This is a genomic window from Micromonospora sp. NBC_00898 (genome assembly GCF_045207895.1).
GTDB lineage: Bacteria > Actinomycetota > Actinomycetes > Mycobacteriales > Micromonosporaceae > Micromonospora.
In genome coordinates this window covers 1,919,269-1,932,747 of record NZ_CP108775.1, presented here as the reverse complement: position 1 = coordinate 1,932,747, position 13,479 = coordinate 1,919,269, and the positions used below count along the sequence as shown (strand labels likewise).

At 70.4% G+C, this 13,479-nt stretch carries 12 protein-coding genes; 9 read left to right on the top strand and 3 right to left on the bottom strand.

What is annotated here, in order from left to right; all coding sequences use genetic code 11:
• Positions 1–202: 202 nt before the first annotated feature.
• The 3 genes from OG799_RS09245 to OG799_RS09235 form a co-directional block, all read right to left on the bottom strand.
• Positions 203–2,707: a DUF4132 domain-containing protein gene (locus tag OG799_RS09245; protein ID WP_406044624.1), complete on the bottom strand. Its 2,505-nt coding sequence runs from the start codon at positions 2,705–2,707 to the stop codon at positions 203–205.
• 3 nt (positions 2,708–2,710) lie between these two features.
• Positions 2,711–3,139 (bottom strand): hypothetical protein, encoded by a 429-nt coding sequence (locus OG799_RS09240; RefSeq protein ID WP_406044623.1) that lies wholly within the window; start codon positions 3,137–3,139, stop codon positions 2,711–2,713.
• 245 nt (positions 3,140–3,384) lie between these two features.
• The gene (locus OG799_RS09235) at positions 3,385–3,714 is read right to left on the bottom strand and encodes a hypothetical protein (protein ID WP_406043997.1); all 330 of its coding nucleotides are present in this window, start codon (positions 3,712–3,714) and stop codon (positions 3,385–3,387) included.
• A 119-nt stretch (positions 3,715–3,833) separates the two neighbouring features.
• Between OG799_RS09235 and OG799_RS09230 the strand changes: the two genes are divergently transcribed.
• From OG799_RS09230 to OG799_RS09190, 9 genes are all read left to right on the top strand, one after another.
• The gene (locus OG799_RS09230) at positions 3,834–4,889 is read left to right on the top strand and encodes an IS630 family transposase (RefSeq protein WP_406043999.1); all 1,056 of its coding nucleotides are present in this window, start codon (positions 3,834–3,836) and stop codon (positions 4,887–4,889) included.
• Positions 4,890–4,935: 46 nt separating this feature from the next.
• Positions 4,936–5,562 (top strand): adenylate kinase family protein, encoded by a 627-nt coding sequence (locus OG799_RS09225; RefSeq protein WP_406046246.1) that lies wholly within the window; start codon positions 4,936–4,938, stop codon positions 5,560–5,562.
• 51 nt (positions 5,563–5,613) lie between these two features.
• Complete coding sequence (locus tag OG799_RS09220) at positions 5,614–5,994, top strand: YccF domain-containing protein (protein WP_406044622.1); 381 nt, start codon at positions 5,614–5,616, stop codon at positions 5,992–5,994.
• Between the two features lie 326 nt (positions 5,995–6,320).
• Positions 6,321–7,322: a LacI family DNA-binding transcriptional regulator gene (locus OG799_RS09215; protein ID WP_406044621.1), complete on the top strand. Its 1,002-nt coding sequence runs from the start codon at positions 6,321–6,323 to the stop codon at positions 7,320–7,322.
• Positions 7,323–7,442: 120 nt separating this feature from the next.
• The gene (locus OG799_RS09210) at positions 7,443–9,119 is read left to right on the top strand and encodes an ABC transporter substrate-binding protein (protein ID WP_406044620.1); all 1,677 of its coding nucleotides are present in this window, start codon (positions 7,443–7,445) and stop codon (positions 9,117–9,119) included.
• Between the two features lie 112 nt (positions 9,120–9,231).
• Positions 9,232–10,404, top strand: coding sequence for an ABC transporter ATP-binding protein (locus OG799_RS09205; protein WP_406044619.1), 1,173 nt, complete (start codon positions 9,232–9,234; stop codon positions 10,402–10,404).
• Positions 10,401–11,378, top strand: a complete 978-nt coding sequence (locus OG799_RS09200; protein WP_089014592.1) for an ABC transporter permease — start codon at positions 10,401–10,403, stop codon at positions 11,376–11,378. Before OG799_RS09205 ends, OG799_RS09200 begins: the two co-directional genes overlap by 4 nt.
• A gap of 3 nt (positions 11,379–11,381) precedes the next feature.
• Positions 11,382–12,446 carry an ABC transporter permease gene (locus tag OG799_RS09195; protein WP_406044618.1) on the top strand — a complete coding sequence of 355 codons (1,065 nt, stop codon included), beginning with the start codon at positions 11,382–11,384 and terminating at the stop codon, positions 12,444–12,446.
• Positions 12,443–13,450 (top strand): ABC transporter ATP-binding protein, encoded by a 1,008-nt coding sequence (locus tag OG799_RS09190; protein ID WP_406044617.1) that lies wholly within the window; start codon positions 12,443–12,445, stop codon positions 13,448–13,450. The genes OG799_RS09195 and OG799_RS09190 overlap by 4 nt, the downstream gene beginning before the upstream one ends.
• Positions 13,451–13,479 lie beyond the last annotated feature (29 nt).

Here is a 13,479-nt window from a genome sequence, read left to right as displayed (position 1 = left end):
CCTCCCCACCAATGCGCGCCGGCCGCGCCGCGGCCCTCGATTCTGCCAGGCCGGGTCGACCGGACCGCCGGCGCTGAGGCCCGTACCACCGCCGTGCTCCGCGGGCCCACGACAGGAAGTCCGCTCCCGCTGGCGTCCAGCGTCGCCTGCAACGGGACCGTGGGCGTGATCTCGAAACCGTGAGCGGCGAGGTCGGCCCAGCTCAGCCCCGCCGATCGAGCTGGGCCAGAATCGCCGGATCGGTGATCTTCTCGTCCTCGTTGAGGAGGAGCACCTTGCTGAGGATGACGCTGGTCATCCGGTCCTCGTCAACGAACGGCAGGAACAGGCGTCGATGGGCGGTGCCACCGAACGAGGCTGGCACCACGCACAGGTATCCCCCGGGTTCGACGTGAATGCTGCCACTGTTGAGCTGCACCCGATAGGTCGCCCGGGAACCGCGGACCACGGCCGACGTGCCGTCGATGCTCACCCGGGCCAGCCCGAGATCGTCGATCAGGGTGGCCAGCAGCTGAGCCCGGCTGGCCGCGTGCAGCGGTGAGGCGTACCCGTGCGATTCGGTGCCGGCCACCGACACGACGAGATCCAGATCGCGCATCACCTCGGAGAACGCCACGGGTGGTACCTCTGCCAGGGGGACCACCGATCCGGCCGCGAGGAAGCGCAGTCCGCCGACGATCGCGTCACCGCCGCCGAAGTGGCCGCGCAGTTCGCAGGCCAGCGCGGCGGTGAGCTCGGCGGTTGCCGGGCGGGTCGCCTGGTGCTCGTCATACTGACCGTGGGTCGACCAGCCGCGTCCGGACAGCAACTGACCGGCCACCTTGCCGTCAACGGTGTGCCCTGCGAATCGTCGCGACTCGCCGACGGCGTCGCGCTCCGCCGGAGTCAACAGGTAGAGCTCGCGGAACGCCTGCTTCACGGGTTGTCGGATCCGCCGCCGGACTATCTCCGCCTGCCACTGGGCGAGCAGGTGTCGCTCGTACAGCAGGAAGGGATGCGCCGCGGTGACCGGACCGTCGAGGTCGATCTGATCGAGCAGACCGATGGTGCCCGCCTGGTCCTGCCAGATCAACGCGGGCAACATCGCCTGCCCGGACGGGAGGCGCCGAAGGCGGAGCAGCTCGTCGGGCGTGAGTGTGCCCCCGGCGGCGACCAGCCGCTCGATCATCCCGGAACGCATCCGGCGGGCCTGGTCACGCAGCCGTTCCTGGTGTTCGCGCACGTGGGTGTACCGCGGGTCGGTGCGGACCGCGGCCGGCACCGATTTCAGTGTCCTGCCGGCCTTGCTGACCGTGACGACCGGATCGGCTTCGGCGAGCCGCACCCCGACGGTGTAGTCGCCGATGTGCCAGTCGCCGGGGGCCTCGGCGGCGATGCGGGCCTCGCAGTCCCACTCCAGGCGACCCGCGTCCGGGAAGCCCGCCACCTGGGCCAGGTGATCAAGGGCGACCGCGACTGCGGCGGCGTGGCTGTGCCGACGGTTGGGGCCGAGCTTCGGGCCACGCTTCGCCACCTCGCGCAGTGCCAGATAGCGATCGAGTATGGTCTCGCCACCAGCGAGCGGCAGCAGCCCGAAGGCGGCGATGCCGGACAGCGCATTGTTCTTGACTCGTTTGTCGACAGCCGCCCGGTTCCAGCCCAGCGCGGCGGCGATCAACTCGTTCGGGCAGAGTTCCAAAAGCCGGCGAGTGGCATCGTCGCCGGCCTGCCGGACAGCGGCCAGGATGGCGGCCCGATCCTGCCGCGTCACTTCCGTCGTGGCGGTCGCCCGCACCAGTCGCAGCAACGGCGCCGTGCCCGACAACCCGAGCACCGGCAACAGCACCTCCGCGTCACCGGCCGGTAGCCGTAGCTCGAAGGCGTACCGCCGTTCCTCGGCGGTGCGGTCCCGCAGGTGTTCCACCAGGGCGGACCGCTCGTCGTCGGTCAGCTCGGCGGGACCGAAGCGGTCGGCCATCCGGCGATCATGCGGCCGGTCCAGGGCCCGGAGCGTGAAACGCAGGCCACGCGGCGCCAGCACCTCGGGCAGCTCGTCCCAGTCGGGCTCGGGTGGCGAGGTCAGCCGCCAGGCCAGCGCGTCGAAGTAGTCGCGGACGAGCGCCGCGCAGGCGGCGGGCGCTGACGCGACGGCGCTGCCCGTCCGAGAGTGCCCGCCGATGGCCCTGCCCAGGTACGCGTCGTCGGCGAATGCCTGCTCGATGACCTCGACGTCGAGCGCGTCCGCCGCATGCAGGGCGTCCAGAATCCGCACGACGGTCTCCCGACCCGCGCGGCCCAGCGGAGTGAGCACCAACAGCCGCAGCAGGTGCACATCGTTGGCGGCGATCGCGCGCTCGGCCAGCGGTTCGAGCGGTGGCGTCCGCCAGCCCACGCGGTCCACGGCAGCCGCCAGCATCGCCGTGCGGCGGGCGGTGGGCCACGGGGTCTCCAGCACGTCTACCGGGTCATCCGGGCTTCGCACCGGAAACGCCTCGTCGTACACATCGTCGAGTGCGGCGCTGATGTCGGCCACGTTTGCGCCCAGATGCCCACCGGTGCGATCGAGACTGTCGCCCGCCACCAGCCGACGCCGGATCTCCTTGGCAAGATCTCGCAATCCCGCCAGCTCACCGGCTTTCGCCAGGCCCCTGGCCCTGTCGACCAGCCGCCACAGCGCGTCCCGCTCGTCGCGGACCGCGTCGGCATACATGTCGGGTACGTCAACCATGGATCACCCACCGGCCAGAGCGGTCAGCCGCAGGAAGACGACCGGCTCGCCGGGTCGCAGCACGATCTCCTCATCGAGCTGGTCGACCTGGCGTCCCCCCACGAGGACGACGAAGACGTTCCGCTCGAACGCCCGATGCGCCCTGGTCACCGCATCGGTGACGTCCGGAAGGGCGGGCGGTGCAGTCGGCAGCCGAACCACACCGCTGGCTGCCTGCACCCGTACGTCTTCCGCCAGAAGATGCGGGCGATGACCGATGTCGCGGCGCCGCGCGACGTCGATGCCCAGCAATCGGATCTGCTCCTCGACAGCCCGCCGGATCAGCTCCCGCGCTGTCGTGCGGTCGTTCGTCAGGTCGATCAGCACGTCACGCCCGCCATGCCGAACCGGGCCGGGCACCGTCTCCCGTACCTTCACCTGCACCATCGACACGCGCCCGTCCCGCCTACCGCAAGCCGATCACTGACGGGTCGACCATACCTACCCGGTCCGCCTGCTGGCTGAAGCTGTCGGGCAGCCCGTTCCGACCAAGGGTGATGATTGACGGCGACGCCTCCGACCCCTGGCCGGGCCGTCGCGGTGGAGGCGTCTCTGCCTACACTTCCGCGATGGTCGAGCAGGGCCGGTCCACGGTCTCCGCCGCAGGCTAGTGCAGCTCCGCGTTAATCCTTGAGGGGTCAGGACCAGGCGGTGGGGTCGCCGAGGTAGAGGCCGCAGGCGCAGTCGATGGCCTCTTCGGGGGTGCCAACGGGTTGGCCGTTGGGTAGGAACGAGTCCTCGTAGCCGTCGCGGCTGGCCAGGTGGATGGCGAAGCCCCACCGGTCGGCGCTGCCGGTGTAGCGCAGCCGGCACAGGGGCCAGATGTCACCATCCTCGTCGGCGTCGATGTAGGCGTAATCGCCGCGGAAGCGCACCACGAGTCGGGTCAACTGGGGCCAGCGGGCCGCCCGGTGTGTCTCCACCCGGTCGGCGAGGGTGGCCTTGACGGCGTCGGTCGGTCGCACCATGCCGTTCATCGTGCCCGACCACGGTGTGTCGCACCGCGTGGCTCCCGTCGGCGTTGGTACAGATCCTCTTCGCGTGGCCGAGATCATCCCCCGGCCGGTCACGCGGAGAGGTCACTCCTATGCCGCCCCGCGCCCGGAGCGTGGTCATCGACGCTGAACACCGTCCCCGGCTGGAGGCCCTGGCGCGATCGCGGACCGCCCCGCTGCGCGACGTCCAACGGGCCCGCATCGTCCTGGCCGCCGCCGACGGCGCCTCCAACGCCGCGATCGCCCGGGACCTGTCGATCAGGGAGTCCACGGTCCGTACCTGGCGGGGGCGGTTCGCCGAACACGGAATGGCCGGGCTGGGCGACCGGCTACGCCCGGGACGACCCCCGATCTACGGCCCGGACACGCACCTGCGGATCGTGGCTGCCGTCACCAGCGAGCTGCCCGAGGCGGACACCGTATGGTCGCATCGGCTGCTGGCCGAGCACCTGCACGAAGACGGGATCAGCGCCTCCCAGATCGGGCGGATCCTGGCCGATCTGGACCTCAAGCCCCACCGGGTGCGCGGCTGGTTGACCCGCCGCCCGGATCCGGCCTTCTTTACCAAGGCCGCCGAGGTCTGCGACCTGTACCTACACCGACCCGACGGATCCGTGGTCATCTGCGTTGACGAGAAGACCGCGATCGCCGCCCGCAGCCGCAAGCACCCCGACCAGCCCTGCCGAGCGGGCCGAATCGCCCGCCGCGAGTTCGAGTACGTCCGCCACGGCACCGTCTCGATCATCGCAGCCCTGTATGTCCACAGCGGCCAGGTCCACACCGAACGCATTGGCCGCAACAACTCAGATACCTTCATCGACTTCCTGACCAGGCTCGACCAGCGCATCGACCCGACACTGACCATCCACCTCGTGCTGGACAACGGCTCCTCACACACCTCGAAGGCCACCCGCAAGTGGCTGCGGGACCACCCCCGGTTCCAGCCGCACTACACCCCCGCCCACGCCTCGTGGCTGGACCAGGCCGAGCTGTTCTTCTCGATCCTGACCCGCCGGCTGCTCCGCCGAGGCGAGTTCACCTCCCAACAAGACCTCGCCGACCGGATCGACAAGTTCGTCACCGTCTACAACCGGACCGCCAAGCCCTTCCGATGGACCTACGACGGCCGACCACTCAAAGCAGCCTGATCCCTCAAGGATTAACGCGGAGCTGCACTAGGGTGCACGGGTGCGCATGATCGTGCTCGGACCGCCCGGCTCCGACCGGGCCGCCGTCGCCGGGCTCGTCGCCGCGCGGCTCGGTGTCCCCGCGACCAGCCTTGGCGACGTGGTCCAGGCCGAGCTCCGGGCACACACTCCGGCCGCAGTGGAGGCCGTACGCCACATGAACGCTGGCGAGACAGTGCCGGAGCGCGTGCTGCTCACGATGATCCGTGACCGGCTCGCGCGGCCCGACACCGCCGCCGGCTTCGTCCTCGACGGCTTCCCTAACCACGTGGTACGGGCGGCGTCCATCGACGCTCTGCTCGCCGACCTCGGCACCACGCTCGACCGCGCGATCGACCTGGTGCTCTCCGACGCCGAAGTCCTGCGCCGCCTCTCGGGCCGCCGCACGTGTCGTCGCTGCGGCCAGCTCTGGCACACCCTCTTCGCTCCCCCGGCACGCTCCGACGTCTGCGACCGGTGCGGCGGGGGGCTGTTCCGGCGCGAGGACGACCGCCCCGAACGCGTCACGGCGGGCATGCTCTCCTACCGGCCGGCCACGGCGCCCACCCTCGATCACTACCGGACGCTCGGCAAGCTGCACTCTGTCGACGGGACGCTGCCTGTCGCGGAGATCGTCGCGGCCGCATTGGCGTGATGCGGAAGGCCGCCGGCGGGCCTGCTGGCGGCGGGTGGTCACGATGGAGGCGTGCTTCGCTTCGTGTTGAACGTGTTGTGGCTCGTGTTCGGCGGCGGCATCGTCCTGGCCCTCGGGTACGGGGTGGCCGCGCTGATCTGCTTCGCCCTGGTCGTCACGATCCCCTTCGGCGTCGCCTCGCTCCGCCTCGCCTCGTACTCGCTGTGGCCGTTCGGCCGCACCCTGGTCCCGAAGCCGGGCGCCGGGATCGCCTCGGGCGTCGCGAACCTGCTGTGGGTGCTGCTGGCCGGCTGGTGGCTCGCGCTGTCGCACATCGTCGCCGGCCTCGCCCTCTGCGTCACGGTCATCGGGATCCCGTTCGGCGTGGCGAACTTCAAGCTCGTGCCGGCCGCGCTCTGGCCCTTGGGCCAGGAGATCGTCGAGTCGCCGTGAGCCGTCGGCCGCCGATGGCCAGCGAAACCACTGCCCGACGCCGATGTCGTCGAACATCTCCACCATGGGCTCCCGCGCTGCGCTGTCCCGTTGCTCAAGGACATCGACGCTGCTCAGCGGCCTGCGCCCGCCGACGCCCGGGACCGGCCGGGCCTGGGAGACATACACCCCCTGGCCAGCCACTTCTTTGAAGTCTTGAAGTAAGACATGTTTCGTTACCTCGACGTTATTGACGTGACCGCTGTCACTTCGATTGACTGCGACGGAACCGCTTCCGCAACCGGTTCCGCAACACGCCCTCAATCCCTGCGACCCGGGAGCGTCACGTGCCGATCACCATCGCCGACGTCGCCACCCGGGCGGGCGTGAGCAAGACGACCGTCTCCCGGGTCCTCAACGGCAAGGGCGAGGTGGACGGTCGGACCGCGGACCGGGTGCGGGCGGTCATCACCGACCTGGGCTACGTGCCGAGCGCCCGGGCCGTCGGGCTGGCCCGCGGCCGGACCCGGGTGGTCGGCATGCTGGTCCCCGCCCTCACCTGGCCCTGGATGGGCGAGGTGTTGCAGGGGGCGGTCGACGCGGTCGAGTCGGAGGGGTACGGCCTCCTGCTGTTCACCTGCAACCGGGGCGACGAGTCGATGCGGCGGTTCGCCTCCCAGGTCTCGGCGAAGTCCTTCGACGGCCTGCTGGTGGTCGAGCCGGAGGGCACGTTGGACTACATCACCGCGCTGCACGAGCGGGGCCTGCCGGTCGTGCTCATCGACGACCGCGCACACCAGCCCGGCTTCCCCTCGGTCCGCACCACCAACTCCGCCGGCGCCGCCGCCGCGGCGGCGCACCTGCTGGCCCTCGGGCGACGACGCCCGTTGGTCGTCACCGGCCTGAGCCGCTTCGGCTGCACCCGCGAGCGGCTCGACGGCTTTGCCCACGGCTACGCCGACGCGGGCCTGCCAATCGACCCGGCCCTCATCGTGGAGGGCGACTTCACCTTCGAGTGTGGCCGGTTTGCGGTCGAACGCCTGCTCGCCGCCGGTGTGCCGTTCGACGCCGTGTTCGCCCACAACGACCTCTCCGCCGCCGGGGCGCTGCAGGCACTGCGCGACGCCGGACTGCGCGTCCCGGAGGACGTGGCGGTGGTCGGTTTCGACGACCTGCCTCTGGCCGGACACACCCACCCGCCACTGACCTCCGTACGCCAGCCGTTGCGGGAGATGGGCGCGGCTGCCGCCCGCACCCTCATCTCCCACCTCGCCGGCACGCCGCTGCCCGACACGCCGACCATCATCCCCACCAGCTTCACCGTCCGCGCCTCGACCGGCACCACCTGACCCCTCCATCGCTGTATCCACCACCCACACCGGCGGGCACGCGCCCACGGTGGCAACACCGCACACCCTCCATCCACCACATCCCGCTCGAGGATCGCGGGAACACCGAGGGAGACCTCCATGAGAAGAAGGCAGTTACTCGCCGTCGCGCTGGCCGGCGCAATGGCCACCGCCCTGGCCGCGTGCGGCGACAGCCCGAACGCCAACAAGAAGGATGGCCAGGCGGCCACGGTGCTGAACGTCGGCATGCCGAACGGCCCGCAGGCCGAGAACAACAACCCGTTCCTCACCACGTCCGCTGGGGCCTCGCTGGGTTACCGCTGGCAGATCTTCGAGCCGCTGATGATGTGGAACCCGGTCAAGCCGGCCGAGCCGTTCAAGCCGTGGCTGGCCACCAAGGCCGAGTGGTCGCCGGACTACACCTCCGTCAAGGTCACCATCCGCGACAACGCCACCTGGTCGGACGGCCAGAAGGTCACGGCCGAGGACGTGGCGTTCACCTACAACCTGGTCAAGAAATTCCCGGCGCTCAACGACCAGGGCGTGCCCTACACCGACGCGACCGCGAGCGGCAACGAGGTCACGATCAAGATGGCCAGCCCGCAGTTCGTCAACCAGCAGAAGGTGCTGTGGCGGGTGCCGATCGTGCCCAAGCACATCTGGGAGAAGATCAGCGACCCGACGACCGACCCGGTCAAGCAGCCGGTCGGCAGCGGCCCCTACACGCTGAAGTCGTTCACCCCAGCCACCACCACCCTGACGGTCCGTGACAAGGGCTACTGGCAGGACCTGCCGAAGGTCAAGGAGTTGCGCTTCACCTCGTACACGGACAACAGCGCGCAAACCACCGCGCTGGCCAACGGCGAGTCGGAGTGGAGCTTCGTCTTCATCCCCAACTACCAGGCTGTCTTCGTCGCGAAGGACCAGGCCCACCACAAGGTGTGGGCACCGCCGGTCCTGGGCATCCACGGCCTCTACCTCAACACCACGAAGAAGCCGTTCGACGACCCGACGCTGCGCCGCGCGATGAACATGGTCATCGACCGCGAGGACATCTTCACCACGGCGGAAGCCGGGTACTTCCACCCGCTGGTGAAGAGCGTGACCGGTCTGCCCAGCCCCGCCGGTGACTCGTTCGTCGCGCCGGAGTTCAAGGGCCAGGAGCACAAGGTCGACGTCGAGGGCGCCAAGGCGCTGCTCACCGGCGCCGGCTACAAGCTCGACGGCAACGCCCTCAAGGACAAGACCGGCAAGGCCGTCACGGTGAAGCTGACGGACCCGGCCGGCTGGTCCGACTACCAGACCAGCCTCGAGATCGTGAAGGACGGCCTGTCGAAGATCGGCATCGCCGCGACGGTCGACAAGGCCAACCAGGACGCCTGGTTCCGCAACGTCGAGCAGGGCAACTTCGAGGCGACCTTCCGGTGGACCGAGGGCGGCGCCACGCCGTACGACATCTACCGGACCGTGATGGACGGCCGGCAGCTCAAGCCGATCGGCACCGCCTCCCCCGCCGGCAACTTCGGCCGCTTCAACAACCCCCAGGCGACCGAGGCGCTGAAGGCCTACGCGAACGCCACCGACGAGGCCGCCCGTACCGCCGCGATGAACACGCTGCAGAAGGTCTTCGTCGAACAGATGCCGATGATCCCGGTCGGCGCGGACAACGTCGGTGGCGCGTACAGCACGAAGAACTGGACCGGCTGGCCCGACGACTCGAACCCGTACGGCGCCATGCAGCCCACCCTTCCCAACGCGCTGGACGTGGTCCTGCACCTCAAGCCCGCCGGTAGCTGATACCCGGCACCGCCTCCCCGGTCGACCTCGGTCAACCGGGGAGGCGGAACCCACGCTCAGATTGGTACCCGTCGCCGCTCGGTGACATGGCAACCCCAGACAGGAACTCGGCATGACGTTGAGCGAAAGCGCGGCGGCGCCGGTCAACGAGGTGGTGCTGGAGGCCGCCGGCCTGACCAAGCACTTCCCCGTCCGCAAACGGCTGCGTGATTTCTTCTCCCGGACGCCGGCAGTCGTGCACGCCGTCGACGACGTGTCGTTCGCGCTGCGTCGCGGCCAGGTGACCGCGCTGGTCGGGGAATCCGGCTCCGGCAAGTCCACGGTGGCCCGGCTGCTGGCCCAGATCTACCCCCGCACCGCCGGCGACATCCGCCTGCTCGGCAGGTCGACCAGGGTGCGCGGCGGTCGTGCGTTCCGGGCGTACGTGCGGCGTGTCCAGCTGATCCTGCAGGACCCGTTCGCGTCCTTGAACCCGGTGCACACCGTCCGCTACCACCTCACCCGATCGCTGCGGATCCACGGCAATGCGGGGCGGACCGCCGAGGACCTGGACCGGGCCCTCGCCGATCTGCTCAGCCGGGTCAGCCTCACCCCGCCCGAGCGCTTCCTGGATGTGTTCCCGCACGAGCTCTCCGGCGGCCAGCGGCAGCGCGTCGCCATCGCCCGGGCGCTCGGGGCCGACCCGGAGGTGCTCCTCGCCGACGAGCCGGTCTCCATGCTCGACGTCTCGATCCGCCTCGGCGTGCTCAACCTGCTGCAGGACCTCAAGGAACGGCTCAACCTCGCGATCCTCTACATCACGCACGACATCGCCTCGGCCCGCTACTTCGCCGACGAGACGATCGTGATGTACGCCGGCCGCATGGTCGAGGGCGGCGACAGTGAGACCGTCACCCAGAACCCGGCCCACCCGTACACCCGGCTGCTCACCGAGTCGGCACCGGATCCCGAGCGGATCACCGGCGACAGTGCCGGTGCCGGCATAGACGAGGCCGCCGGGAAGGACCGCGGTCACGGCGAGCCGCCGAGCCTGATCACCCCGCCCGCCGGCTGCCGGTTCCATCCCCGGTGCCCGCACGCCATGCGGCGCTGCACCGCAGACCTGCCGCCGCGGCTGACCGTCGGCGACCGACCCGGCCACTGGACGGCGTGCTGGCTCTACGATCCGGCCACCGTCGCCGCCGACGCCCCCGGCTCCGCCGCCCCTGACGCCGACCCGGCCGTGCCGCCACCTCCGGCGCTGGTCGAGCGGGAAGACACCGCCACCCTGGGGGAGGCACGATGAGATTCCTCCTGCAGCGCGTGGCCTTCTACCTGTTCACGGCGTGGGCGGCGATCACGCTCAACTTCTTCATCCCGCGGATGGTCCCGGGCGACCCGGTCCAGTCCCTCATCTCCCGCAACCAGGGCCGGATCAGCGCCGACGCCATCGAGTCGCTGCGTGTGCTCTTCGGGCTCGACAAGAACCAGAACGTCTGGGAGCAGTACGTCGACTACTGGAACCAGCTGCTCCACGGTGACCTTGGGCTGTCGTTCACCTTCTTCCCGGCGCCGGTGTCGACGGTGATCGGCGACAGCCTGCCGTGGACGGTCGGCCTGGTCGGCATCACCACGATCATCAGTTTCTTCCTCGGCACCGCGCTCGGCGTCGGCGCCGGCTGGCGGCGCGGCTCGTGGGTCGACGGGCTGCTGCCGGCCACGACGTTCCTGTCCTCGATCCCGTACTTCTGGCTGGGCCTCGTCGCCATCGCCCTGTTCGCCGGCCCCGGGAGCTTCTTCCCGTCCTCCGGCGGCTACGAGCCGGGCCTCGTGCCCGCGTTCGACCAGTACTTCATCCCGAGCGCGATCCAGCACAGCATCCTGCCCGCCGCCACCATCCTGGTCTCCTCGATGAGCGGGTGGATCCTCAGCATGCGCAACATGATGGTCACCGTCTCGTCGGAGGACTACATCACGGTCGCCCACGCGAAGGGGCTGTCGGAGCGCCGGGTGGCACTCAGCTACGCCGCCCGCAACGCGCTGCTGCCCAACGTCTCGGGCTTCGCCCTGTCGCTCGGGTTCATCGTCGGCGGCACACTGCTGGTGGAGATCGTCTTCTCCTACCCGGGTCTCGGGTACCAGCTCTTCCAGGCGGTCGGCGCCAAGGACTACCCGCTGATGCAGGGGATTTTCCTGATCATCACGATCTCCGTGCTGGTGGCGAACCTGCTCGCCGATGTCGCGTACCTGCTTCTCGACCCGCGGACCCGAAAGAGCTGAGCGATGACAATCTCACCGTCGAGCATCGAGCAGGTCATCCCCGGCCAGGGGGCGATGGCCCAGCCGTCGGCCGCGCCGGGCCGGGCGAAGCGGCGCCGGTTCCGGTTCGTGGCCAACGTCAAGGCCGCGACCGGCCTGGTCATCCTGGCTTTCTACTGCCTCTTCGCGGTCATCGGGCCGTGGGTGGCGCCGTACAACCCGGACGCACGCAGCGGCGACGTCCTCCAGCCGCCGTCGACCGCGCACTGGTTCGGCACCACCCATCTCGGTCAGGACATCTTCAGCCAGATCCTGGTCGGCGCTCGCAGCGTCATGGTCGTGGGCCTGATCGCCGGCGTGCTGGCGACGATCCTGTCCATCCTCATCGGCGTGACAGCCGGCTACCTCGGCGGGGCGGCCGACGAGGGCCTGTCGGCCCTGTCCAACGTGTTCCTGGTCATTCCCGCACTGCCGTTGATCATCATCGTGACGTCGATGGTCGAGCGGGCCAGCGACACGCTGGTCGCGCTCATCATCGGGTTCACCTCGTGGGCGTGGGGCGCCCGCGTGCTGCGCGCACAGACGTTGTCGCTGCGGCGCCGCGACTACGTCGAGGCGGCCCGGGCCACCGGCGAGCGGACCTGGCGCATCATCCTGTTCGAGATCCTGCCCAACCTCACCGCGATCATCGCGTCCGGCTTCGTCGGCACCGTCATCTTCGCCGTCATGTCGGAGATCACCCTGGCCTTCATCGGAATCTCGTCGATCTCGTCCTGGAACTGGGGCACCATCCTGTTCTGGGCGCAGGGCCAGCAGGCCCTGGCCCAGGGCGCCTGGTGGTGGTTCGTCCCGGCCGGGTTGGCCATCGCGCTGCTCGGCACCGCGCTCGCCCTGATCAACTTCGGCATCGACGAGTTCGTCAGCCCCCGGCTGCGCAGCGCCGGCAAGAACCGGATCCGCACCGCCGACGGCCGAACCGTGCGGATGCGCGTCGGCTTCACCCCCGTGCTGGCCCGCCCCGCGGCCCTGCCACCGCCCCGGCCGCGTCCCGAGGTCGTCAGCCCGCAGCGAAAGGAGGCCGGGCAGTGAGCGAGCCGGTGCTGGAGATCCGCGGGCTCCGCGTCGACTACGGGCTGGGCGACGAGGCGGTGCACGCCGTCCGCGACGTCGACCTCACCCTGCACCGGGGCGAGGTGCTGGGGCTGGCCGGGGAGAGTGGCAGTGGCAAGTCCACCCTCGCGTACGGGCTGACCCGGCTGCTGCCACCGCCCGGCGTGGTCAGCGGCGGCGAGGTGATCTACCACCCGGTGGACGGCCCGCCGGTGGACGTGCTGTCGCTGTCCCCGGCGCGGCTGCGGGCGTTCCGGTGGGCGGAGACGTCCATCGTGTTCCAGGGCGCGATGAACTCGCTGAACCCGGTGCACAAGGTCTCCACCCAACTGCTCGACGTGATCCGGGCGCACGAGCCGCGGACCACGGCCGCCGCCCGGCTGGCCCGGGCCCGCGACCTGCTGCGCCTGGTGGGTATCGCCGCCGATCGGCTGGACAGTTACCCGCACCAGCTCTCCGGCGGGATGCGGCAGCGGGTGATGATCGCCATGGCGCTGGCGCTGGAGCCGCAGGTCGTCATCATGGACGAGCCGACCACCGCGCTGGACGTGGTGATGCAGCGGCAGATCCTCGGCCAGCTCGCCGAGCTGCGTGAACGGCTCGGCTTCGCGGTGCTGTTCATCACCCACGACCTGTCGCTGCTGGTCGAGTTCTCCGACCGGATCGCCATCATGTACGGCGGCCGGATCGTGGAGGAGGCGCCGGCCGGTGAGCTGTACCGGCGGGCCCTGCACCCGTACACCGACGGGCTGCTGCACTCCTTCCCGGCACTGCGCGGCCCCCGCCGCGAGCTGACCGGCATCCCCGGCTCCCCGCCGGACCTGCGCGCCATGCCCACCGGGTGCGCGTTCCACCCCCGGTGCCCCCGCGCCTTCACGCCCTGCGACGCCGAACTGCCGCCGCTCGGCCCGCCCGGCGACGACGACCCGGGGCGCGCCGTCGCCTGCTGGCTGCACCCGGCCGCCGCGGCGGTCCCCCGGTGAGTCGCCGCGGCCCGACCGGTCCGACGACC

Bases quoted from the DNA above. Each gene is read 5' to 3' on its own strand.
- OG799_RS09230 (WP_406043999.1), top strand. From the start codon at position 3,834: ATGCCGCCCCGCGCCCGGAGCGTGGTCATCGACGCTGAACACCGTCCC.
- OG799_RS09225 (WP_406046246.1), top strand. From the start codon at position 4,936: ATGATCGTGCTCGGACCGCCCGGCTCCGACCGGGCCGCCGTCGCCGGG.
- OG799_RS09210 (WP_406044620.1), top strand. From the start codon at position 7,443: ATGAGAAGAAGGCAGTTACTCGCCGTCGCGCTGGCCGGCGCAATGGCC.
- OG799_RS09235 (WP_406043997.1), bottom strand. From the start codon at position 3,714: ATGGTGCGACCGACCGACGCCGTCAAGGCCACCCTCGCCGACCGGGTG.
- OG799_RS09245 (WP_406044624.1), bottom strand. From the start codon at position 2,707: ATGGTTGACGTACCCGACATGTATGCCGACGCGGTCCGCGACGAGCGG.
- OG799_RS09205 (WP_406044619.1), top strand. From the start codon at position 9,232: ATGACGTTGAGCGAAAGCGCGGCGGCGCCGGTCAACGAGGTGGTGCTG.
- OG799_RS09195 (WP_406044618.1), top strand. From the start codon at position 11,382: ATGACAATCTCACCGTCGAGCATCGAGCAGGTCATCCCCGGCCAGGGG.
- OG799_RS09200 (WP_089014592.1), top strand. From the start codon at position 10,401: ATGAGATTCCTCCTGCAGCGCGTGGCCTTCTACCTGTTCACGGCGTGG.